Raw genomic sequence first — 19,898 nt, forward strand, 5'->3', positions numbered from 1 at the left:
GCAATCACGATCTAAAAATTTTCCACCCACGCGGCAAATTCTCCCTGCGCTTGGCCTGACATTCCGGCCCGTGTAGTAATCCCTCCTTCAAGCGCCCGACCGTTCACGCCGACGGATCAAGGGTGCGTCAGCTCGTTCAACACTCGAGGGCATCCATGAGCGCCGGTACCGCTTCCGACAAGCACTTCTCCAATTCGTTCTTCAGCGCGTCGCTGGCCGACGTGGACCCTGAGATCGCCAGCGCCGTCGGCCAGGAACTCGGCCGCCAGCAGCATGAGATCGAGCTGATCGCCTCCGAGAACATTGTCTCCAAGGCGGTGCTGGAAGCTCAAGGCTCGGTGCTCACCAACAAGTATGCTGAGGGCTATCCCGGCCGTCGCTACTACGGCGGCTGCCAGTTCGTGGACATCGCCGAGAACCTCGCCATCGATCGCGCCAAGCGCCTGTTCGATTGCGGCTTCGCCAACGTCCAGCCGAATTCCGGTTCCCAGGCGAATCAGGGCGTGTTCCTGGCGCTGATGCAGCCCGGCGACACCTTCCTGGGCCTCGATCTCGCGGCCGGCGGCCACCTCACCCACGGCGCCGCGCCCAACATGTCGGGCAAGTGGTTCAAGCCGGTGCACTACACCGTGCGCCGCGACGACCAGCGCATCGACATGGAGCAGGTCGAGGCGCTCGCCCACGAGCACAAGCCCAAGATCATCATCGCGGGCGGCTCGGGGTATCCGCGCCACTGGGACTTCGCGAAGTTCCGGGAGATCGCCGATGCGGTCGGCGCCTACTTCCTCGTCGACATGGCGCACTTCGCCGGCCTCGTGGCGGCGGGCGTCCACCCGTCGCCGTTCCCGCATGCGCACGTGGCCACCACCACGACCCACAAGACCCTGCGCGGCCCGCGCGGCGGCATGATCCTGACGAACGACGAGGCGCTCGCCAAGAAGTTCAACTCGGCGATCTTCCCCGGTCTCCAGGGCGGCCCGCTCATGCACGTCATCGCCGGCAAGGCCGTGGCCTTCGGCGAGGCCCTGAAGCCCGAGTTCAAGATCTACGCGCGCCAGATCATCGAGAACGCCAAGGCGCTGGCCGACACCCTGATGACGGGCGGCTACGACATCACCTCGGGCGGCACCGACAACCACCTGATGCTGGTCGACCTGCAGAGGAAGGGCCTCACCGGCAAGGCGGCGGAGGCGGCGCTGACGCGGGCCGACATCACCTGCAACAAGAACGGCGTGCCGTTCGACCCGCAGAAGCCGATGATCACCTCGGGCATCCGTCTCGGCACCCCGGCCGGCACCTCGCGTGGATTCGGCGTCGCCGAGTTCAAGCAGATCGGCGGCTTCATCATCGAGGTCCTCGACGGTCTCGTGGCTAAGGGCGAGAGCGGCGACGCCGAGGTCGAGGCCGCGGTGAAGGCCAAGGTCCATGCCCTCACCGATCGCTTCCCCATCTACGGCTGAACCGGGCCAGCCCGCTTAACCCGCGGGCCTCGACCAGCTATGCAGCGGCCACGGACCTCCTGAGGTCCGTGGCCGTTCCCATTTTAGGCGGAGCGGTCCGCCCCGCCGACCGGCATCCGCACCACGGGGATCCGGACCCGGCCAAGATAGATCCAGAAGACAGGTCCAACCGCGCGATGCGATGCCCCTATTGCGGCGGCCCCGACACCCAGGTGAAGGATTCGCGGCCCAGCGACGACGCGGCCGCGATCCGGCGGCGCCGGGTCTGCCCGGATTGCGCAGGCCGCTTCACGACCTTCGAGCGCGTGCAGCTGCGCGAACTCGTCGTGCTCAAGCGCTCGGGCAAGCGCGTCCCGTTCGACCGCGACAAGCTGCAGCGCTCCATCGGGGTGGCTCTGCGCAAGCGGCCGGTGGACCCCGAGCGCATCGAGCGCCTGGTCAGCGGCATCACCCGCCAGCTGGAGAGCAGCGGGGATGCCGAGATCGCCAGCGAGGCCATCGGCGAGCTGGTGATGGAGGGGCTCAAGGGCCTCGACGATGTCGCCTATGTCCGCTTCGCCTCCGTCTACAAGAATTTTCGCGAGGCCAGCGACTTCAAGGCCTTGCTCGGGACCCTCGGTGGCGCCGCGTCGGCACCCGACGACGGCGAGGCGGCACCGGTCGGACGCAAGCGTCCCGCGCGGGTTCGCCCATGACGTCGTCGAGTGCGCCAGCGATCGAGGTCGACCATCGCTTCATGCGGCTCGCCCTCGCTTTGGGACACCGCAACCTCGGTCGAACCTGGCCCAATCCCTCCGTCGGCGCGGTGGTGGTGGCCGGCGAGCCCGGATTCGAGCGCATCGTCGGGCAGGGCGTTACCGCCCCGGGCGGGCGGCCGCACGGCGAGCCCTTGGCGGTGGCCATGGCCGGGGAGGCCGCGCGCGGCGCCACCCTCTACGTCACCCTGGAGCCATGCTCGCATCACGGACGGACGCCCCCCTGCACGGATGCCATCCTGAGCGCCGGTATCGCGCGCGTGGTGACCGCGATGGAAGACCCCGATCCGCGCGTGGCCGGGAGCGGCCACGCGCGTCTGCGCGCCGCCGGGATCGCCGTGACCACGGGCATCCTGCGCGAGGAGGCGTACCGCGCGCATCTCGGCCATGTCAGCCGGATCGGCCTCGGTCGCCCAAGCCTTCACCTCAAGCTCGCACGCACCCGCGACGGCTTCGCGGCGGGTGCGCCCGACAAGCGGCTGCAGATCACCGGAGCCGTCGCCAACGGTCTCGTCCATCTCTGGCGCGCCCATTCCGATGCGATCATGGTCGGGATTGGAACGGTGCGGGCGGACGATCCCTCCCTCAACGTGCGTTTGCCCGGTCTCGCGGGGCGCTCGCCCGTGCGGGTCGTGCTCGACTCGACCCTGCGTCTCCTGCCCTCGACGCATCTCGTGCGCAGCGCGCGGGACATCCCCACCCTCGTCGTCACCACGTCGGGGGCGCCGGCCCACGCCCGGCGGATGCTGGCTTCGACCGGCGTCGAGATCCTGTCCGTCGATGCCGGTGCCGACGGCCGGATCGACCTCGACGCCGCCCTGCGGCGGTTGGGCGACTACGGCCTGTCGCGGATCTGCAGCGAGGGCGGACCGCATCTCGGCGATGCCCTGGCGAAGGCCGACCTCGTCGATGTCTGCACCCTGATCACCGGCCCGGTCGAGCTCGGGGAGGGCGGCGGCCTGCCTGCCGTCGGCCCCCATCTGGGCGAGCGCCTGTCGAGCGGCCATCTGCGCCCGGTCGAGACCCGCGATCTCGGGTCCGACCGAGCGGTCACCTATGAGCGGAGCGTGCCATGTTCACCGGACTCGTGACCGATGTCGGAATCGTCGTCGCGGTCGAGGGCGACGATCGCCTCCGGCACCTGACCATCCGGTCCGCCTATGACCCGGCGACCATCGCGCTCGGCGCCTCGATCGCCTGTTCCGGTCCGTGCCTCACGGCGGTGACGGTCGAGCCGGACGGGGCCGGCTGCCGCTTCCACGTCGACGCCGCCGCCGAGACCCTGGCCCGGACCAGCGTCGGCGCCTGGGCGGTGGGGACGCGGGTGAACCTCGAGCGCTCGCTGAAGGTCGGCGATGAGCTCGGCGGCCACCTCGTCACCGGCCACGTCGACGGGCTCGGGGAGATCGTCGCCCGTGAGCCCGTGACGGGAGGCGAGGGCGATCCGGCCTGGGCGCCGAGCGACCGCTTCGTGATCCGGGCGCCGGCGGCGCTGGCACGCTTCATCGCCGAGAAGGGCTCGATCTGCCTCGACGGCACCTCGCTGACCGTCAATTCGGTGGACGGCGATCTCTTCTCCGTCCTGCTGATACCCCACACCCTGGCCGTCACCACGTGGGGCGAGCGCCGGGTCGGCGACCGCCTCAACCTCGAAGTCGACCTCATCGCCCGCTACGCCGCGCGCCTGAGCGAGAATCGGGATGCCGTCAAAGAGAATTCGTGAGCGGGAACCACGGCCAGAGCCTTTCGCAATAGCCTCCGGCGAATCATGGCCATCCGCCTTTCATCGAATCAGCACGATGAAATGATGACGTTATTCGTGATTAAACAGGCCAGTTATTGGCTCGGCCATCACCAGATTATTTTCTGGCCGATATTGAACATTCACAACCTACGACAGATTTGAAATATGTTGTCTACCGCTGGTTAACCCAATAAAAACCATTCCGGTGCAACTCTCGCGCGAAGGATTCTTCCGAAACCCTCTTGCGAGCCTTTCCCATGAAACTCGGTATCCGTTCGCGTCTCTACGGTGGCTTCGCGACGCTCGTGGTCCTCGCCGGTGCAATGGGCGGTTTCGCCTATCAGCAGCTCGACAGTCTCGACGACATTTTCGAAACGCGGGGGCGGATCGAGCGGGCCGCGCGCGAATTGTACACGGTCAACGGATTGACCGACCGCTTCGTCGGTCAGAGCACGGACTATCGGGCGATGCCGACGCAGCAACAGGCGGACGGCATGAACGCCAGCCTGGCCTCGATCAAGCAACTGGCCGACGGCCTCGTCGAGCGGGCGCTCAGTGAAGAGAGACGGGCGGCCTATGCCGTTGTGCGCAGCGAGACGGCGATGCTTGCGGGCGAAATGCCCAAGCTCGTCGGGCTCGGGGACCGGATCCGCGAGAACTAAGGTCAAGCTGTTCGCGGCCGGCGACAACCTGACCAAGGCCACCAATGCACTCGTCGCCGAGATCCGCGCCGGTGGCGAAGAAGGCCCCTCGGCACAGGCTGCCGCGGTCGAAAGTGCCGTGCTTCTCGCGCGCGTCAGCGCGTGGCGGTTCCTCGCCACGAACGATGCCAAGGGACCCGCCACCTTCACGGTCAATGTCGGAAAGGCGAGTGCGGCGATCCTGAAGCTACGCTCGCTCGATGTGACGGCCACTCAGATCAAGGCCGTGAAGGCCGTCGAGGAGGCGCTCGACGGTTACGGCACGATCTTCCTGGCGACCTCGACGGCGATCGTCGCGACGGACGAATTCTACGAGAAGACCCTCAAGCCGAAGGTCGAGGCCATCAATACGACCGGCGTTGCCGTCCGCACCAAGCTGGAGGCGACGCTGACGGAGCTGGTCGTGAAGAGCGACGCCACCATGAACACGGCCCAAAACGTCCAGCTCGGGCTGCTCGGGCTGATCCTGGTGGTCGGTGCCGGCATGGCCTTCTGGATCGCGCGCAGCATCATCGCGCCGATCTCCGGCATGACGAACGCCATGACGCGCCTCGCGGCCGGCGAGACGGCGCTGACCATTCCAGCGCAGGACGCCGTGGACGAGATGGGCGAGATGGCCAAGGCCGTGGACGTGTTCCGCCGGAACGCCATCGCGCGGATCGAACTGGAGTCCGAGCAGGTCGCCCAGCAATCGGCTCGCCAGCGCCGGGCCGACCGGGTCGACCAGCTCGTGCGCGGTTTCGAGACGAAGATCGCCGGCTCCCTGGACATCGTGACCTCGGCCTCCACCGAACTCGACGCCGCCCGCTCGATGACCGGCGTCGCCGGCACCACCAACAGCCAGGCCCTGGCCTCCAGTGCCGCCGCCGAGGAGACCTCGGCCAACGTCCAGACCGTTGCGGCCGCCGCCGAGGAGATGGTCGCCTCGCTCCAGGAGATCGAGCGTCAGGTCCATCGCTCGAACGAGGTGGCCGGCCATGCCGCCAGCGAGGCCGAGACGACGACCGGCTCCATGGTCAACCTCGCGCAGGCAGCCGAGAAGATCGGCGACGCCGTCACGATGATCTCCAACATCGCCGGCCAGACCAACCTGCTCGCCCTGAACGCGACGATCGAGGCGGCGCGCGCCGGCGAGGCGGGCCGCGGCTTCGCGGTGGTGGCGACCGAAGTGAAGGAACTCGCCGGCCAGACCGCCAGGGCGACGCAGGAGATCTCGAGCCAGATCGCGGCGATCCAGGCGGCTTCCGCTCATGCGCTGTCGGCGATCCAGGGCATCGGGCGGACCATCGTCTCGGTCAACGAGATCACCGGCACCATCGCCGCCACCGTGATCGAGCAGACTGCGGCCACCAACGAGATCTCGCGCAACGCCGCCGAGGCGGCGCGTGGCACCCAGGACGTCTCGAAGAACGTCGCCGGAGTCCTGGCCTCGTCGAGCGAGACCGGCAGCGCCGCCCAGCAGGTGCTCATGGCCGCGGCCGAACTCGCCACCCAGTCGCTGAGCGTCAAGCAGGAGGTCGACAGCTTCCTCGCAGAGATCCGCGCCGCCTGAGGACGCACGCCCCATCCGACTTGAGCACCTGCGACGCGGCCTCCCGGAGACGGGGGGCCGTTTCGCCGTCAGGCGAGAAGCTTTGGCTCGCGACCATGTCGGCCCCCGGCCGGGGCCGGACCACGCCTGCGCTTGTGGCCACCGGGGCTTCGGTCTAGTGCTGCGGCGCTCCGCATCCGCACCGGATTCGGGGACGGCGACGGACGGATGGCCCGAGACCATCGGGCCGGCCAGGGCGGCGACCTCCGGTTCAAGAGTGCAACGGGCCTAGCCGCGCCGCCCACGCGCGGTGGGAAGCCCCCGGTAACGACACGCAGCGACGAGGCCGCCATGGTATCCGCAAGCCAGACCTTCCGCAGCGACCCGCGGCTCGCGGACGCCGTGAGGGGTGCGCGCGTCCTCGTGGTCGAGGCACGCTATTACGACGCCCTCGCCGACGAACTTCTGGCGGGCGCCGAGGCCGCCATCGAGGCGGCCGGCGCGGAGGCGATCGTCGCGACGGTGCCGGGCGCCCTCGAGATCCCGGCGGCCATCGCGATCCTGATCGAGGCCGCGGCCCGGGCCGGGCAGCCCTACGACGCGGCGGTGGCCCTCGGCTGCGTCATCCGCGGCGAGACCGGCCATTACGACATCGTCGCCGGCGAGAGCGCGCGCGCGCTCATGGACCTGTCCGTGACCCTGCGCCTGCCGCTGGGCAACGGCATCCTCACCGTCGAGACGCAAGAGCAGGCGGAGGCGCGAGCCCGCGTCGCCGAGATGAACAAGGGGGGCGGGGCGGCCGAGGCCGCTCTCGCTGTGCTGGCGCTCAAGCGCGCCGCGGCTGCCGCCTCCGTGGGTGAGGAATAGGCCGATGGCCAGATCGACGTCGAAGACGATGGAACGCAGCGGGGCTCGGCTCTCCGTGGTCCAGGCCCTCTACGAGATGGAGATCTCGGACAAGGGCGTGATCGAGGCGCTCGCCGAGTTCGAGGCCTTCTGGATCGGCCGCGAGGTCGAGGGCATCGACCATCCCCCCGCCGAGATCGCCTTCTTCCGCGACCTCCTGCGCGGGGTCGTGGAGGAGCAGCGCGCCATCGACCCGCAGATCGACGGCGCGCTCGCCGCCGGCTGGTCGCTGAAGCGCATCGAGTCGGTGTTGCGGGCGATCCTGCGGGCGGGGACCTACGAACTCATGTTCCGCCGCGACGTCCCGGCCCGCGCCGCGATCTCCGAATACGTCGACGTCGCCCACAGCTTCTTCTCCGGCGAGGAACCAGGCCTCGTCAACGCCGTCCTCGACAAGGTCGCCCGCGATGTCCGGGGCGAGGAATTCGCCGGTCTGCCGGGCAGCGGCAAGAGCTGAGCGGGCGATGGGCGGCGCATCCCTGCCGGAGCCCGGTCCGAGCGAGGACGCGCTGATCGCGCGCTACTTCGCGCCGCTCGCCGGACCCGGCGCCGACGGGCTTCGCGACGATGCCGCCACCCTGACGCCGAGCCCCGGCCACGACCTCGTCGTCACGACCGACACCGTGGTGGCCGGAATCCACTTCCTGCCCGACGACCCCGCCGCCTCGATCGCCCGCAAGGCGCTCGGCGTGAACCTCTCGGATCTCGCCGCCAAGGGCGCCTCACCACGTGGCTTCGTCCTCACCCTCGGCCTGCCCGAGGGGTGGACGGAGGCATGGCTCGCGGATTTCAGCGCGGGACTCGCCGCATCGATCGCGGATTTCGGCTGTCCGCTGCTCGGGGGCGACACCGTGCGCGCCGGAGGTCCGGCCTTCGTCGGCGTCGCAGCCATGGGCGAGGTGCCGGCCGGGACCATGGTCCGGCGGATGGCCGCACGGATCGGCGACCGCCTCTGCGTCACCGGCACGATCGGCGACGCGGCGATCGGGCTGCATCTCGCGCGATCCCCGGCGCCGGCCTGGGCTCGGGACCTCGACGAGAAGGCCCGGGCCGCCCTCGTCGATCGCTACCGCAACCCCCGGCCGCGGCTGGCCATCGCGTCTCACCTGCGCCGCCATGCCAGGGCAGCCATGGACGTCTCGGACGGTCTCGCCGGGGATCTCGCCAAGATGCTGCGCGGGGAGGGGCGCAGCGCCGTGGTCGCCGTCGGCGACATCCCGCTCTCTTGCGAAGCCGGCCTCGCCATCGCCCGCGAGCCCGCCCTCCTCGACACCGCCCTGACCGGCGGCGACGATTACGAGATCCTGTGCGCCGTGCCGGAGGCGGACGTCGCCGCGTTCGTCGCGGGCGGTGCGGCCGTCGGCGTTCCCGTGAGCGTGATCGGCACCGTCACTTCGGGCGAGGGGCTGCCCGCCTTCCGGATGGCGGACGGCACCGACCGGGTCTACGCCCTCGGTTCGTTCAGCCACTTCTGAACCGGACGCATGTGCGCCGGCGCACCGGCTGCCGGCTTTGGCGAATGGCAGTCGTACGCTCGAGGCCCACTTAAGCCGCAGAAGGCCGTGGGCGCGCGACGCCCGGAACCGCCTTCCCTTCGTCGACACGCAACCCGAGAGACCCTTCATGCCGTCACTGTTCGATCCGATCCGCCTCGGCGCGATCGACGCTCCGAACCGTATTTTCATGGCCCCGCTCACCCGCGCCCGCGCCACCCGTGAGCACGTCCCGACGCCGATGATGGTGGAATACTATACCCAGCGGGCCGGGGCCGGCCTCATCCTCAGCGAGGCCACAGGTATCAGCCGCGAGGGCACGGGCTGGCCGTTCTGCCCCGGCATCTGGACCGACGCGCAGGTCGAGGCATGGAAGCCCGTGGTAGACGCGGTCCACCGGGCTGGCGGGCGCATCCTGTGCCAGCTCTGGCACATGGGCCGCATCGTCCATCCGGATTTCCTCGGCGGAGCCCAGCCGGTCTCGGCATCGGCTACCACGGCCCCGGACCAGGCCCATACCTACGACGGGAAGAAACCCTACACCCAGGCACGGCCGCTCGGCCTCGACGAGATCCCGCGGCTGCTCGGCGATTACGAGCGCGCCGCGCGCAACGCCATCGCCGCCGGCTTCGACGGCGTCCAGATCCACGCCGCCAACGGCTACCTCATCGACCAGTTCCTGCGCGACGGCAGCAACCTGCGCGACGATGCCTATGGCGGCTCCATCGAGAACCGCGTCAGGCTGCTGGCCGAGGTCACGCAGGCGGTCGCCGGAACCGTCGGACCCGAGCGGACCGCAGTGCGACTCTCGCCCAACGGCGAGATCCAGGGCGTGGACGACTCGAACCCCGAAGCCCTGTTCGGTGCCGCCGCATCGGCGCTGGCCAAGGTCGGCATCGCCTTCCTCGAATTGCGCGAGCCGGGACCGAACGGGACCTTCGGCACCTCGAATCGTCCGCCCATCGCACCGGCGATCAAGCGTTCCTTCGGCGGGCCGCTCGTCCTGAACTCGGATTACGACGGCCCCCGCGCCGAGGCGGCACTGGAAGCCGGGGAGGCCGACGCCATCGCCTTCGGCCGGCCGTTCATCGCCAACCCCGACCTGCCGGCGCGGCTCGCCAAGGGGGCTGCGCTGAACAAGGACGACGCCAAGACCTGGTACAGCCAGGGCCGGGCAGGCTACCTCGATTATCCGACCCTCGCCGAGGCCAACGCCGCCTGAGCAGAAGAGCTTAAGGTCGGCTAAACGGACGGTCATTGTATCATTTCGTACAATGACCGTCGTTATGATCAGAGTAATGCTGATGGTTGATCGAGGCGGATTGCCTCAGATCTAGGCGCATCTTGTGCAAGGGGCAAAAAGTTCAAGCTCGGCCGCAGGAGATGCTATCCCACGCCGCTTTTCGGGCCTATGGACGATCTGCGAGTGAGGGCCTGCGCTGTTGAGTCTGAACGTTCCCTGCCAGCCGGCGGCCGATCGTTGGTCCGAGGACGATCGGCTCGCGCATCTGCATGAACTGCGGATTCTCGATACCGGGGCCGAGGACGCCTACGACGACATCGTGCGCATCGCGTCGCTGGTCACCGAGGCGCCGATCGCCCTCGTCAGCCTCGTCGACGAATCGCGGCAATGGTTCAAGGCCCGCATCGGTCTCGACCAAACCGAGACCCCGCGTCAGGACTCGATCTGCGCCCACACGATCGAGACCGACGCCATCCTGGTCATCCCCGACCTCAGGGCCGACCCGCGCACCAGCGGCAACCCCTTCGTCATCGGGCCGGACGCCCTGCGCTTCTATGCCGGAGCCGTGATCCGGACGGCATCGGGCATGCCGATGGGGAGCCTGTGCATCCTCGACCGCTCGCCGCGCCCCAGCGGCCTCACCGACACTCAGGCCGACATCCTGTGCGCCCTGGCTCGGCAGGTGGCGGCCCTGATCGAGACCCGGCGCGTCCGCGAGGATGTGGCGGAGCGGGAGGCCGAGCTCGCCGCGAGCGAGCGTCGCTTCCGGGTGATGACCGGGGCGATGCCGCAGATGGTCTGGACCACGCTCCCCGACGGCTTCCACGATTTCTACAACGACCGCTGGTACGAGTTCACCGGCGTTCCGCCAGGGTCGACCAACGGAGAGGGCTGGAACGGCATGTTCCACCCCGACGATCAGCAGCGGGCCTGGGCTCGCTGGCGCCATAGCCTCGCCACCGGCGACCCCTATGAGGTCGAATACCGCCTGCGCCACCATTCGGGCGCCTATCGCTGGACGCTGGGCCGGGCCATGCCCCTGCGCGACGCCGAAGGCCGCATCGAGCGCTGGTTCGGCACCTGCACCGACATCGAGGATCTCAAGCAGGCGGAGGGCGAGGCCCGCAAGCTGGCGGCGATCGTGGAGCAATCGAAGGACTTCATCGGCATCGTCGACGAGGCCTTCACGATCCTGCACGTCAACGCCGCCGGACGGCGGCTCGTCGGCCTCGGCGATACCGCCGCCGATACCGCCTTGGCCGATTATTTCACGCCGCAGAGCCGTGCCCATATCGAGGACGTCGTGCTCGATACGGTCAAGCGCGACGGCTGGTGGGAGGGCGAACTGGCGTTCCGCCATTTCGTCACCGGGGAGGGAATCGCGGTCCTCTACAACATCTTCCCGATTCACGGCGACGACGGCGCGCTGATGGGCTACGCGACCGTCACGCGCGACCTGCGCGAGCGCAAGCGCGCCGAGGAGGCCCGGGACCTCCTGATCAAGGAGCTGTCCCACCGGATCAAGAACATCTTCGCCGTCGTCGGCGGGATCGCCGCCCTGTCGGGCCGGAGCGATCCGGGCGCCAAGCCCTTCGTGGAGGCGTTCCGCCAACGGCTCGGCGCCCTGGCGCTGGCCCACGAATACGTCCGGCCCCATTCCCCCGCGAGCGCGCCCTCGCTCGGCGGCCAGACCGTGCTCGGCCTGATGCGCCTCATCATGGCGGCCTACACCGAGGAGGGGACCGCCCGGGTGGTGGTCGAAGGCGACGACGTCGAGGTCGGCGACGGTTCGGCCACGGCCCTCGCCCTGATCATGCACGAGCAGGCCACGAACGCGATGAAGTATGGCGGCCTCTCCGCCACCGGGGGCAGGGTGACGCTCACCGGCCGGCGCGATGCGACGACCTACGCGCTGACCTGGGCCGAGAGCGGCGGGCCGCGGGTGACCGGCGCTCCGACCCGCCAGGGTTTCGGCACCGTCCTGGCCGAGCGCAGCGTCGCCGGGCAGCTCGACGGGACCCTGAGCCGGGATTGGGCACCCGCAGGCCTCGTAATGCGTCTCTGCGTGCCGGTGGCCAACCTGAGGTACTGAGCGCGGTGCCGCCCTACAAGTTGGTCGTCTTCGATTTCGACGGGACGCTGGCGGACAGCTTCCCGTGGTTCTGCGGCGTTCTCAACGAGGTCGCGGCCCGCTACCGCTTCCGGCAGGTCGGCGAGGACGAGATCGAGGCGCTACGCGGCATGGGTGCGAGCGCGATCGTGCGCCATCTCGGCATCCCGGCCTGGAAGCTGCCTCTGGTCACCCGCCACATCAAAGCGCTCGCGGCGCGCGACATCGCCGGCATCCCGTTGTTTCCCGCCATCGCCCCGATGCTCGGGGAGCTCGCGCGCGGCGGCGTACCGCTCGCCATCGTCAGCTCCAACGCCGAGGCCAACATCCGCCGCGTTCTCGGACCCGACCTCGCCGCCGGGATCGGCCGCTACGCCTGCGGCGCGTCGCTCTACGGCAAGGCCAAGCGGCTGAAATCCCTGATCCGCGGTGCGGGGGTCACAGGGGCCGCGACGCTCTATGTCGGGGACGAGACCCGCGACCATGAGGCGGCACAGGCCGCAGGCTGCGACTTCGCCGCCGTCGCCTGGGGCTACACCCGCGCCGACGCGCTGGCGGCCCTCGGCCCGGCCTACTGCTTCTCCGACCCGGCCGACATTCTCACGGCCCTGGCGCCCCGCTTGGAAGTCGCCGGTGCGGCGGGGGCCCCGATCGCAGGGGCATCCTAGAGCTCGGCCGAGCGCCCCGACAGTTCCGCCCGTAGCTGCCGCGCCGCCTGCAGCAGAGCCCCGTCCCGGCGTCGGCGGGGCCGTGGCACGTCGATGGTCATGTCGGCCGCCACCCGTCCCGGAGAGCCGGCCAGCACCACGACGCGGTCGGCCAGCGTCACCGCCTCGTCGATGTCGTGGGTCACGAACAGGATGGTCTTGCCGGTTGCCGCCTGGATGCGCTGCAATTCGTCCTGAAGCCCCTCACGGGTGAGGCTGTCGAGGGCCGAGAACGGCTCGTCCATCAGGAGCACGTCGGGGTCGACGGCGAGCGCACGGGCGATGGCGACGCGCTGGCGCTGGCCGCCCGAGAGCTGGTGCGGCCAGCGCTCCGCGAGATCCGACAGACCCACCAGCGCCAGCATCTCGCGCGCCTTGGCGAGGCGCTGAGCGCGGGAGAACCCGGAGCCCTCGAGTCCGAAGGCGACGTTGGCGACCACCCGCCGCCACGGCAGCAGGCGGGCATCCTGGAACACCAGCGCCATCGGCGTGCGGCAGCCCGGCCGCGTGGCGAGCCGAACCGTTCCGGTGCTCGGCCGAGCGAGCCCGATCAGCACGCGCAGGACCGTGGACTTGCCGACCCCGGACTCGCCGACGATGACGACGAACTCGCCGCGCGTCACGACGAGGTCGAGGTCCGCCAGGATGACGTTGCGGGTGCCGTCGCGCTCGTAGGCGAGGCTCAGCCCCTCGATGGTGATGATCGGCTCCGACATCAGGCGCGCCACCGCAGGAGCCAGCCCTGGAGGGCGACGAAGGCGGTGTCGAAAAGCCCGTAGAGCCCGGCCATCGTGAGCATGTAGACCACGACGATGTCGGTGGAGAGCAGGCTTGAGGCCTGCATCATCCGGGCGCCGACGCCCGGCACGCCGAAGATCTCGGCGGCCACCACCGCCATCCAGGCCTGGCCGAGCGCCGTGCGCAGGCCGACGAGGATGCCGGGCGTGGCGGCCGGCAGCAGAATCTTGGTGAGCCGCGACAGGGCCGAGCGGAACCCGAAGGCCTGCGCCACCTCGATGAGGTCGCGGTCGACGCCCCTGACCGCTCCCTGCGTGGCGAAGAACACGATCCAGAACACCCCGATGGCGATGATGAACACCGCCGCCTCGGGCTGGACCCCGAACCAGATGATCGCGAACGGCACCCAGGCGAGGCCGGGAATGGGCCGGAGCAGACGCACGACCCAGGCGGTGGCGGCCTCAAAGCCCCGCGACATGCCGCTCAGCAGGCCGAGCCCGATCCCCGCACCGGCCCCGGCCAGGAGTCCGGCAACGTAGTGGCTCAGGCTCGAGGCCACCGCCTCGGACCAGATCCCGAGGCGGACCTCCTTGAGGAAGGCAGGCGGGATCGAGCTCGGCGGCGGCAGGAAGGCCGGGTTGATCAGCCCGAGCCGGGGCATCGCCTCCCAGAAGACGAGGAAGGCGAGGAGGCCGGCGGCGGCAAGCAGCGTCGCGGGAATGCGTGCCATGGGGCTAGGCGGGTCTCGCGCTCAGCGCGCGGTCGCCTTCTCGTAGTAGCTGGAATCGAACAGACCCTCGATGGGGATGTCCTTGTCCAGCGTCCCGATCGAGACCTGGTAGGCCTGCATCGCCTTGGTGGCGGCGATGATGGAGCGCGGGTCGGCGGTGAACTTGGCCGCCGGCGAGGTGATCGCCCGCTGGATCGTGGCGAGATCGGTGATGCCCTTGCCCAAAGCCGCCTCCACCGGCACCGCGGCGCGGGCGGGGTCGGACTTGAGGAGGTCGGAGGCGCGCACCAGCGCCTTCACGAGCCCCTCGACGGCGGCCGGGTTCTTGTCGGCGAAAGCGCCGTAGACGCCCACCACCGTGCCGGGCTGATCGGGGAACATCTCGCCGCCGGTGGCGATCAGCTTGATCGCCGGGTTGCGGCTCTGGACGATGGTGAGCGCCGGCTCGCGGATCGAGGCGCCATCGACGGCGCCGGCCAGCACCGCCTGCTGCGTCGCGTCGATGCCCATCGGCACGACGTCGGCATTGGCCTTGTCGGCCTTGGCGACCTGCCAGAGCCAGTATTGCAGGGTGGTGTTGGGCACCGAGCCCGGCGGCTGCGTGGCGAGACGGGCGGCGCGGCCCTCCTTGGCCTTGAACTGCGCAAAAGCCTGCGCCTTGTCGGCGCCGCCGACGAAATAGGGGGCGAGCTTCGGCCCGGCCACGAACACCATCTCCTCGATGGCGGTGGCGGCGACGACCCGCACATCGATGCCCTTGGTGCGGGCCACCGCCAGCGGCGCGATGCCGGCGACGTAGACGTCGATGGTGCCGGATGCCAGCGCCTGGATCATGTTGGGGCCGGATTCGAAGGTCGTGAAGGACGGCTTCAGGCCCGCCTCCTTCAGCCAGCCCTCGCCGTCGGCCACGAAGATCGGGGCGGCGCCGACGATCGGGATCACGCCGATGCGCACCGGCACGGTCTGGGCGGAGGCCGCCCCACCGAGCATCAGCCCGGCGAGGGCGGCGAGGAGCGTCGCGAGGACGGAGAGCGGCGTGCGCATCGGGCAACGGTTCCGGCAGGTGGGGCCGCGGGGCATCCGGGCCGATCATGGCCCGTGCCGCGGCTCTCGAGCGCGCCGCGCGGCCCGGGCCATCGCATGGGCGCCCCATCGGCGCAAGATCGAGGCCGCCGAGCGCCATCGCGATGCGGCAACGGCGAGGGAGCGGGGAACGGGCCTGGATCAGCCCCGTTGTCACCCCGCCCCGGCCGCGTGGCCGGCGGCGACGTCACTTAAGGAATTCGGACCATGAGCTTTCTCGGCAGCATCGTCAGCAAGATTCTCCATCCCTTCGGCGGCGGCTCCGAGGCGCAGGCCAAGCCCTCCTCCACCGACGCGGCCCCTTCGGCTGGCGGCGCGCTCTCGGGCAGCCCGACGAGCAGCGGCACCACCGGCGCCGTGGCGGCCGGCTCCGTCGACGTCGAGGAGGTGCTGAACGGCATGGCGGCGAAGAACTCGCAGCAGCTCAACTGGCGCACCTCGATCGTCGACCTGATGAAGCTCCTCGATATCGATTCGAGCCTCACCGCCCGCAAGTCGCTCGCCGACGAGCTGCACTACACCGGCGACAAGAACGACTCGGCCACGATGAACGTCTGGCTGCACAAGCAGGTGATCAAGAAGCTTGAGGAGAACGGCGGCAAGGTCCCGGCCGACCTCAAGGATTGATCGACCCGATCACCCTCCCCCTCCGCGGGGGAGGGAAGCGCGCACGCCCTGTGGCGCTGGACCCGTTCATATCCTAACCTTTGCGGATTCGACCCAATGGGACATAGCCGCAATGAACCTCGTGCAGCTCATCTACGCATCGCGCCCCTTCGGGTTTGATCAGGCAGCCCTGAATGGCATCCTTTCTCAGTCGCGGCGTTGCAATACACGCGACGGAATCACCGGCGCTCTGATTTGCAGGGCGGATGTCTACTTGCAACTGCTTGAAGGTACGGTGGAAGCGCTCGATGCCACCTATTCACGGATCGTGAGCGACGACCGGCATCTTGAAATTAACCGGTTGTCCTACCAGGGCGTCACGGAACGTCTATTCCCCGCCTGGGCCATGCGGAGCGACCCGGCGCGCTCCTGGATGTGGTCGCCGGCCGAAGTCGCCGACGGGGCGATCGCTCAAGCGTCGCAGCAGCAGCTTCTTGGGATCTTCGAGCGGCTCGCGGTCGAACCCGCCGAAGCTGTCGGCGAGTCATCCGTCTGAATCAGGGCGGGCCACGCCCGTCGCTCGCCGAGGCGATGTGATGCCCTGGAATACGGCGATGGCGGCGACCAAACCGGGCACCTTTCGTTCGCCACGTCGTGAGCGTCGATCGCTCTGAGGATCGGCATCCGCCGGTGCCAGGAGTTTTCCCGGTTCACCGCCCCGTCCGCACCCGCGTCCAGTTCCGCGTGACGAACCGTTGCGTCCGGTCATCCCAGGCTGTGTTGGTGAACAGCCGCGCCATCATCGCCTCGTCGGGGTAGATGCCGGTATTGGCCAGGATCTCTGGCTTCACCAGGGCCTTGGCGGCGAGGTTGCCGCTCGCATAGGAGACGAAGTTCGAGTTGGCCGCCGCCACCTCCGGGCGCATCATGTAGTCGATGAAGGCGTAAGCTTCCGTCGGGTGGGGGGCGTCCTTCGGGATCGCGAAGGAATCGAACCACATCAGCGCGCCTTCCCGGGGGATCATGTAGGCGATCTCGACGCCGTTCTTGGCCTCCTCGGCGCGCCGCTTCGCCTGCATCACGTCGCCGGAATAGCCCACCGCGAGGCAGAGGTCGCCGGCGGCGAGCCCGTTGATGTATTCCGAGGAGTGGAACTTCCGCACCGACCCGCGCACCTTGTAGAGCGCGTCCGTGACCTGGGTGATGTCGTCCCAGCGCTTGGTATCGGGCTTCAAGCCGTAGGCCGGCAGCATGCTGGGGATCAGGTCCTCGGGGGAATCGAGCAGCATCACCCCGCAATCCTTGAGCTTGCCGATGAGCGCGGGGTTGAGGACCAGGCTCCAGGTGTTGAGGGCCTGGCTCGGGCCGAGGCGCTCGCGCACGGCGGTCATGTTCACGCCGATGCCGGTGGTGCCCCACATGTAGTCGACCGCGTAGGCGTTCCCGGGATCGTAGACTGACAGGCGCTGGGCGATCTCCGGCCAGGCGTGGCGCAGGTTCGGGATCTTCCCCTTGTCGAGGGGCTGGAACACGCCCGCCCGGATCAGCCGCTGCAGGAACGGGCCGGAGGGCACGACGACGTCGTAGCCGGAACGGCCGGCGAGAAGCTTGGTCTCGAGGATCTCGTTGTTGTCGTAGGTGTCGTAGACGACCGTGATGCCGGTCTCCTTGGTGAAGGCCTCCAGCACCTTCGGGTCGATGTAGTCCGACCAGTTGTAGATGTTGACGACACGCTCGGGCTTCTGCGCGGCCGCCGGGCCGGCACCGAGGAGCGCGAGGGCGAAGGCCCAGAGGAGGGCGCGGCGACGCATCACACGCCCCGCGCGGCGACCACCACGATCTCGACGAGGTAGAACGGCTCGCACAGCCGCGCCTCGACGGTGGCGCGGGCGGGCGGGTTGGCGCGGTCGACCCAGCCCTCCCAGGCCTCGTTCATCTCGCCGAAGGTGGCGATGTCGGAGAGGTAGACCGTGGCCGAAAGGATGCGGCTCTTGTCGCTGCCGGCGAGCGCGAGCAGCCGGTCGATCTGGCCCAGGATCTGCCCCGTCTGCGCGGTGACGCCGGTGCCCTCGGGATTGCCCGCGGTCTGGCCGGCGAGGAAGACGAGGTCGCCGTGGGTCACGGCCTGGGACATCCGGGGGCCGGATTCGAAACGCTGAATTGCCGTCATGCCGTCCAGTCCTTTGGTGAGGAGTCCCGAGGTCGAGTGGCCGCCACCCGAGGCGCGGCTGTCACCCCGCCTTGTGCCGCGATCGGAGCATCCCGGTAAAGGGTCTGGCCGGACGGCTTTATCGCGCTGCGACAAACTCATGGGCCGGCGCGCAACCGTTCCCCCGATGCGGCGTTTGATCACCACAGCACGGCCAAGTTCGTCGGCCGCTTCGCGAGGATCGACCCATGGGTATCATCGGCACCATCATCATCGGCTTCGTCGCCGGGCTCATCGCCAAGTTCCTCATGCCCGGCCCGAACGAGCCGTCGGGCTTCATCCTGACCACCATCCTCGGCATCGTCGGCGCCTTCGTGGCGACCTTCATCGGCCAGGCCGTGGGCTGGTACGGGCCGAACCAGGGCGCGGGCTTCATCGGCGCCATCGTCGGCGCCGTCGTGGTCCTTGCGATCTACGGCTTCATCGCCAGCCGCCGGACCTCCACCACGCTCTGACGGGCAGGCGAGCCGCGGCGTGCCCCGGCACGCCGCGAACCGATCCAGCAAAAAAGGGGTGCCTCGCGGCACCCCTTTCTTCGTCTCGCGGTCGCTGTCCTCGAGGTTCAGGCGCCCTGCTGGGCCACCGCCTTGATGGCGCAATGGCCGGTGGCGCCGCGCATCGCGAGGCCGGCACCGACGATCAGCGCGGCGAGGCTCAGCCACTTGTTCGGGCGGGGCTGGGCTGCGGCCGCGGCGATGCCGAGACCGAGCACCACGGACACGGCCCGCTCGGTGGTGGTGAGGTTCGGCGTACCGCTGAAGATGTCGGTGATCATGTCGTTGGCCATCGGTTGGTCTCCATGAGAGGGGTCGCTGGGCGAACGCCGCAGGCAAGGCGGCGTTCCGCGAGACCGGAGGAGAGCGCCCGGTTCGGGGGCGTCGCCTCAGGCCGAGGGCTTCGGAGCGCCGGCCTCCTCGAGCAGGGCGTCGTCGATCGCGCTGGCGCGCAGGGCGTCGGGGCGGGCGACGAGCCGGGCCACGTAGGCCTCGAAGGCCGGCCGCTTCTCCAGGAGCCCGAAGCCCATGTCCTAGGAGAGGTGCGCGCCGACATAGAGGTCGGCCGCGCTGAAGGCATCGCCCGCAAGATACGGCTGCCCGCCGACCGCGGCCTCCAGCGATGATGCCGTGATTGCGGCGGCAGGGAGAGGTGACGGTGCGGCAGGGCCTCTCCCTCATGACGGCAACCGGGATGCTCCCTCCTCAGTCCTCGTCGCCCGCGTCCGGAACCGTATCGCTGAACGGCACCGTGAGAACGTGTCGGCCGTCCGCGTCGGTGATCTCGAAGGCGCACACGAACCAGTCCCGTACGTTGTAGGACTGCGTTCGGGCAATCAGATCGCGGGCGGCTCTCAACGCATGCTCGCGTACGGCAATGACGTCGGCGAGCTCATCGCCTTCGGGGTCGACAGCCAGTCCGTCCGGCCCTGGCTGGTGGCGCAGGTTCAAGAAGTAGCGCGGCATCAGGCGCCCTCGATCAGTCGACCATACTCGGCCTCGGGTGCGCCGTAGCTGCCATCCGCCATCGCCTCCAGACGCTCGCGGTCGATCACCGTGATGCGCCCGCGTCGGGCCCTGATCCGGCCAGCCCCCTCCAGGTTCTGCAACGCCAGGGTCACGCCGGAGCGCTGCACGCCGAGCATCATGGCCAGGAAGTCGTGCTTGAGCAGGAGATCGTCACCATCGACCCGGTCGTGGCACATCAGCAGCCAGCGGGCGAGGCGAGCCTCGATGTTGAAGCTTCCGTTGACGTAGGCGGTCTGCCGGGTCTGGACGATTTCGGTCTGGACGTAGCGCAGCAGCAATCTGTGCAGGGACGGACTTGCGCCAACGGCAGAACACAGCGCGTCAACGGTGATGCGCAGGCCTTCGCCCGCGAGCTGCAT

General features: G+C 69.3%; 24 protein-coding genes. 15 read left to right on the forward strand and 9 right to left on the reverse strand.

Annotation, left to right across the window (positions count from 1 at the left end; all coding sequences use genetic code 11):
• The first annotated feature begins 155 nt into the window (after positions 1 to 155).
• The 12 genes from glyA (at position 156) to ACFE7U_RS12840 (ending at position 12,611) form a co-directional block, all read left to right on the forward strand.
• Positions 156 to 1,460 (forward strand): serine hydroxymethyltransferase, encoded by a 1,305-nt coding sequence (gene glyA / locus ACFE7U_RS12785; RefSeq protein ID WP_375410110.1) that lies wholly within the window; start codon positions 156 to 158, stop codon positions 1,458 to 1,460.
• Positions 1,461 to 1,636: 176 nt separating this feature from the next.
• The gene (gene nrdR / locus ACFE7U_RS12790) at positions 1,637 to 2,155 is read left to right on the forward strand and encodes a transcriptional regulator NrdR (protein WP_375410111.1); all 519 of its coding nucleotides are present in this window, start codon (positions 1,637 to 1,639) and stop codon (positions 2,153 to 2,155) included.
• Positions 2,152 to 3,306, forward strand: a complete 1,155-nt coding sequence (gene ribD, locus ACFE7U_RS12795; RefSeq protein ID WP_375410112.1) for a bifunctional diaminohydroxyphosphoribosylaminopyrimidine deaminase/5-amino-6-(5-phosphoribosylamino)uracil reductase RibD — start codon at positions 2,152 to 2,154, stop codon at positions 3,304 to 3,306. The genes nrdR and ribD overlap by 4 nt, the downstream gene beginning before the upstream one ends.
• Positions 3,288 to 3,938 (forward strand): riboflavin synthase, encoded by a 651-nt coding sequence (locus tag ACFE7U_RS12800; protein WP_375410113.1) that lies wholly within the window; start codon positions 3,288 to 3,290, stop codon positions 3,936 to 3,938. The genes ribD and ACFE7U_RS12800 overlap by 19 nt, the downstream gene beginning before the upstream one ends.
• Before the next feature lie 278 nt (positions 3,939 to 4,216).
• On the forward strand, positions 4,217 to 4,621 hold the full coding sequence (locus tag ACFE7U_RS12805) for a hypothetical protein (protein WP_375410114.1): 405 nt from the start codon (positions 4,217 to 4,219) through the stop codon (positions 4,619 to 4,621).
• Positions 4,566 to 6,212, forward strand: a complete 1,647-nt coding sequence (locus ACFE7U_RS12810; RefSeq protein ID WP_375410115.1) for a methyl-accepting chemotaxis protein — start codon at positions 4,566 to 4,568, stop codon at positions 6,210 to 6,212. The genes ACFE7U_RS12805 and ACFE7U_RS12810 overlap by 56 nt, the downstream gene beginning before the upstream one ends.
• A gap of 330 nt (positions 6,213 to 6,542) precedes the next feature.
• Complete coding sequence (ribH, locus tag ACFE7U_RS12815; protein ID WP_375410116.1) at positions 6,543 to 7,058, forward strand: 6,7-dimethyl-8-ribityllumazine synthase; 516 nt, start codon at positions 6,543 to 6,545, stop codon at positions 7,056 to 7,058.
• A gap of 4 nt (positions 7,059 to 7,062) precedes the next feature.
• Complete coding sequence (gene nusB, locus ACFE7U_RS12820; protein ID WP_375410117.1) at positions 7,063 to 7,554, forward strand: transcription antitermination factor NusB; 492 nt, start codon at positions 7,063 to 7,065, stop codon at positions 7,552 to 7,554.
• 7 nt (positions 7,555 to 7,561) lie between these two features.
• Positions 7,562 to 8,572: a thiamine-phosphate kinase gene (thiL, locus tag ACFE7U_RS12825; protein WP_375410118.1), complete on the forward strand. Its 1,011-nt coding sequence runs from the start codon at positions 7,562 to 7,564 to the stop codon at positions 8,570 to 8,572.
• Between the two features lie 148 nt (positions 8,573 to 8,720).
• Positions 8,721 to 9,812, forward strand: a complete 1,092-nt coding sequence (locus ACFE7U_RS12830) for an alkene reductase (protein ID WP_375410119.1) — start codon at positions 8,721 to 8,723, stop codon at positions 9,810 to 9,812.
• A gap of 220 nt (positions 9,813 to 10,032) precedes the next feature.
• A complete protein-coding gene (locus tag ACFE7U_RS12835; protein ID WP_375410120.1) occupies positions 10,033 to 11,925 on the forward strand; it encodes a PAS domain S-box protein in 1,893 nt (630 codons plus the stop codon).
• A 5-nt stretch (positions 11,926 to 11,930) separates the two neighbouring features.
• Positions 11,931 to 12,611, forward strand: a complete 681-nt coding sequence (locus ACFE7U_RS12840; protein ID WP_375410121.1) for an HAD hydrolase-like protein — start codon at positions 11,931 to 11,933, stop codon at positions 12,609 to 12,611.
• Here ACFE7U_RS12840 and ACFE7U_RS12845 read toward each other — a convergent pair.
• The 3 genes from ACFE7U_RS12845 to ACFE7U_RS12855 are packed head-to-tail and all read right to left on the reverse strand — an operon-like array spanning position 12,608 to position 15,108.
• Complete coding sequence (locus ACFE7U_RS12845; protein ID WP_375410122.1) at positions 12,608 to 13,366, reverse strand: ABC transporter ATP-binding protein; 759 nt, start codon at positions 13,364 to 13,366, stop codon at positions 12,608 to 12,610. The two genes, ACFE7U_RS12840 and ACFE7U_RS12845, sit on opposite strands and share 4 nt — an antisense overlap.
• Entirely contained in the window at positions 13,366 to 14,118 is a 753-nt protein-coding gene (locus tag ACFE7U_RS12850; protein ID WP_375410123.1) for an ABC transporter permease, read from the reverse strand. The genes ACFE7U_RS12845 and ACFE7U_RS12850 overlap by 1 nt, the downstream gene beginning before the upstream one ends.
• Positions 14,119 to 14,139: 21 nt before the next feature.
• Entirely contained in the window at positions 14,140 to 15,108 is a 969-nt protein-coding gene (locus ACFE7U_RS12855; protein ID WP_375410133.1) for an ABC transporter substrate-binding protein, read from the reverse strand.
• Positions 15,109 to 15,408: 300 nt separating this feature from the next.
• On the opposite strand from ACFE7U_RS12855, the gene ACFE7U_RS12860 reads away from it, so the two are divergent.
• Both ACFE7U_RS12860 and ACFE7U_RS12865 read left to right on the forward strand, forming a co-directional pair.
• Positions 15,409 to 15,828: a DUF3597 domain-containing protein gene (locus tag ACFE7U_RS12860; RefSeq protein ID WP_375410124.1), complete on the forward strand. Its 420-nt coding sequence runs from the start codon at positions 15,409 to 15,411 to the stop codon at positions 15,826 to 15,828.
• Between the two features lie 112 nt (positions 15,829 to 15,940).
• Positions 15,941 to 16,363, forward strand: coding sequence for a BLUF domain-containing protein (locus ACFE7U_RS12865; protein WP_375410125.1), 423 nt, complete (start codon positions 15,941 to 15,943; stop codon positions 16,361 to 16,363).
• A gap of 154 nt (positions 16,364 to 16,517) precedes the next feature.
• Here the strand turns inward: ACFE7U_RS12865 and ACFE7U_RS12870 are convergent, their stop codons facing one another.
• Positions 16,518 to 17,618: a polyamine ABC transporter substrate-binding protein gene (locus ACFE7U_RS12870; protein WP_375410126.1), complete on the reverse strand. Its 1,101-nt coding sequence runs from the start codon at positions 17,616 to 17,618 to the stop codon at positions 16,518 to 16,520.
• Entirely contained in the window at positions 17,618 to 17,977 is a 360-nt protein-coding gene (locus ACFE7U_RS12875) for a RidA family protein (protein ID WP_375410127.1), read from the reverse strand. The genes ACFE7U_RS12870 and ACFE7U_RS12875 overlap by 1 nt, the downstream gene beginning before the upstream one ends.
• Positions 17,978 to 18,204: 227 nt before the next feature.
• On the opposite strand from ACFE7U_RS12875, the gene ACFE7U_RS12880 reads away from it, so the two are divergent.
• Positions 18,205 to 18,471, forward strand: coding sequence for a GlsB/YeaQ/YmgE family stress response membrane protein (locus ACFE7U_RS12880; RefSeq protein ID WP_375410128.1), 267 nt, complete (start codon positions 18,205 to 18,207; stop codon positions 18,469 to 18,471).
• Between the two features lie 107 nt (positions 18,472 to 18,578).
• Here the strand turns inward: ACFE7U_RS12880 and ACFE7U_RS12885 are convergent, their stop codons facing one another.
• The 4 genes from ACFE7U_RS12885 to ACFE7U_RS12900 form a co-directional block, all read right to left on the reverse strand.
• Complete coding sequence (locus tag ACFE7U_RS12885) at positions 18,579 to 18,803, reverse strand: DUF2892 domain-containing protein (RefSeq protein WP_375410129.1); 225 nt, start codon at positions 18,801 to 18,803, stop codon at positions 18,579 to 18,581.
• 96 nt (positions 18,804 to 18,899) lie between these two features.
• A complete protein-coding gene (locus ACFE7U_RS12890) occupies positions 18,900 to 19,040 on the reverse strand; it encodes a hypothetical protein (RefSeq protein ID WP_375410130.1) in 141 nt (46 codons plus the stop codon).
• A gap of 175 nt (positions 19,041 to 19,215) precedes the next feature.
• Complete coding sequence (locus ACFE7U_RS12895; protein WP_375410131.1) at positions 19,216 to 19,476, reverse strand: DUF6894 family protein; 261 nt, start codon at positions 19,474 to 19,476, stop codon at positions 19,216 to 19,218.
• On the reverse strand, positions 19,476 to 19,898 hold a 423-nt coding region (locus tag ACFE7U_RS12900), incomplete at its 5' end, for a Crp/Fnr family transcriptional regulator (RefSeq protein WP_375410132.1). The genes ACFE7U_RS12895 and ACFE7U_RS12900, both read right to left, overlap by 1 nt.

It is taken from the genome of uncultured Methylobacterium sp. (genome assembly GCF_964251405.1).
Lineage (GTDB): Bacteria > Pseudomonadota > Alphaproteobacteria > Rhizobiales > Beijerinckiaceae > Methylobacterium.

Excerpts from the sequence above, each read along its gene's own strand:
- thiL (WP_375410118.1), top strand. The coding sequence starts at position 7,562 with ATGGGCGGCGCATCCCTGCCGGAGCCCGGTCCGAGCGAGGACGCGCTG.
- glyA (WP_375410110.1), top strand. The coding sequence starts at position 156 with ATGAGCGCCGGTACCGCTTCCGACAAGCACTTCTCCAATTCGTTCTTC.
- ACFE7U_RS12845 (WP_375410122.1), bottom strand. The coding sequence starts at position 13,366 with ATGTCGGAGCCGATCATCACCATCGAGGGGCTGAGCCTCGCCTACGAG.
- ACFE7U_RS12865 (WP_375410125.1), top strand. The coding sequence starts at position 15,941 with ATGAACCTCGTGCAGCTCATCTACGCATCGCGCCCCTTCGGGTTTGAT.
- ACFE7U_RS12855 (WP_375410133.1), bottom strand. The coding sequence starts at position 15,108 with ATGCTCGGTGGGGCGGCCTCCGCCCAGACCGTGCCGGTGCGCATCGGC.
- ACFE7U_RS12805 (WP_375410114.1), top strand. The coding sequence starts at position 4,217 with ATGAAACTCGGTATCCGTTCGCGTCTCTACGGTGGCTTCGCGACGCTC.
- ACFE7U_RS12890 (WP_375410130.1), bottom strand. The coding sequence starts at position 19,040 with ATGGGCTTCGGGCTCCTGGAGAAGCGGCCGGCCTTCGAGGCCTACGTG.
- ACFE7U_RS12860 (WP_375410124.1), top strand. The coding sequence starts at position 15,409 with ATGAGCTTTCTCGGCAGCATCGTCAGCAAGATTCTCCATCCCTTCGGC.
- nrdR (WP_375410111.1), top strand. The coding sequence starts at position 1,637 with ATGCGATGCCCCTATTGCGGCGGCCCCGACACCCAGGTGAAGGATTCG.
- ACFE7U_RS12800 (WP_375410113.1), top strand. The coding sequence starts at position 3,288 with ATGTTCACCGGACTCGTGACCGATGTCGGAATCGTCGTCGCGGTCGAG.
- ACFE7U_RS12880 (WP_375410128.1), top strand. The coding sequence starts at position 18,205 with ATGGGTATCATCGGCACCATCATCATCGGCTTCGTCGCCGGGCTCATC.
- ACFE7U_RS12870 (WP_375410126.1), bottom strand. The coding sequence starts at position 17,618 with ATGCGTCGCCGCGCCCTCCTCTGGGCCTTCGCCCTCGCGCTCCTCGGT.
- ribH (WP_375410116.1), top strand. The coding sequence starts at position 6,543 with ATGGTATCCGCAAGCCAGACCTTCCGCAGCGACCCGCGGCTCGCGGAC.
- ACFE7U_RS12830 (WP_375410119.1), top strand. The coding sequence starts at position 8,721 with ATGCCGTCACTGTTCGATCCGATCCGCCTCGGCGCGATCGACGCTCCG.
- ACFE7U_RS12895 (WP_375410131.1), bottom strand. The coding sequence starts at position 19,476 with ATGCCGCGCTACTTCTTGAACCTGCGCCACCAGCCAGGGCCGGACGGA.
- ribD (WP_375410112.1), top strand. The coding sequence starts at position 2,152 with ATGACGTCGTCGAGTGCGCCAGCGATCGAGGTCGACCATCGCTTCATG.
- ACFE7U_RS12885 (WP_375410129.1), bottom strand. The coding sequence starts at position 18,803 with ATGGCCAACGACATGATCACCGACATCTTCAGCGGTACGCCGAACCTC.
- ACFE7U_RS12875 (WP_375410127.1), bottom strand. The coding sequence starts at position 17,977 with ATGACGGCAATTCAGCGTTTCGAATCCGGCCCCCGGATGTCCCAGGCC.
- ACFE7U_RS12850 (WP_375410123.1), bottom strand. The coding sequence starts at position 14,118 with ATGGCACGCATTCCCGCGACGCTGCTTGCCGCCGCCGGCCTCCTCGCC.
- nusB (WP_375410117.1), top strand. The coding sequence starts at position 7,063 with ATGGCCAGATCGACGTCGAAGACGATGGAACGCAGCGGGGCTCGGCTC.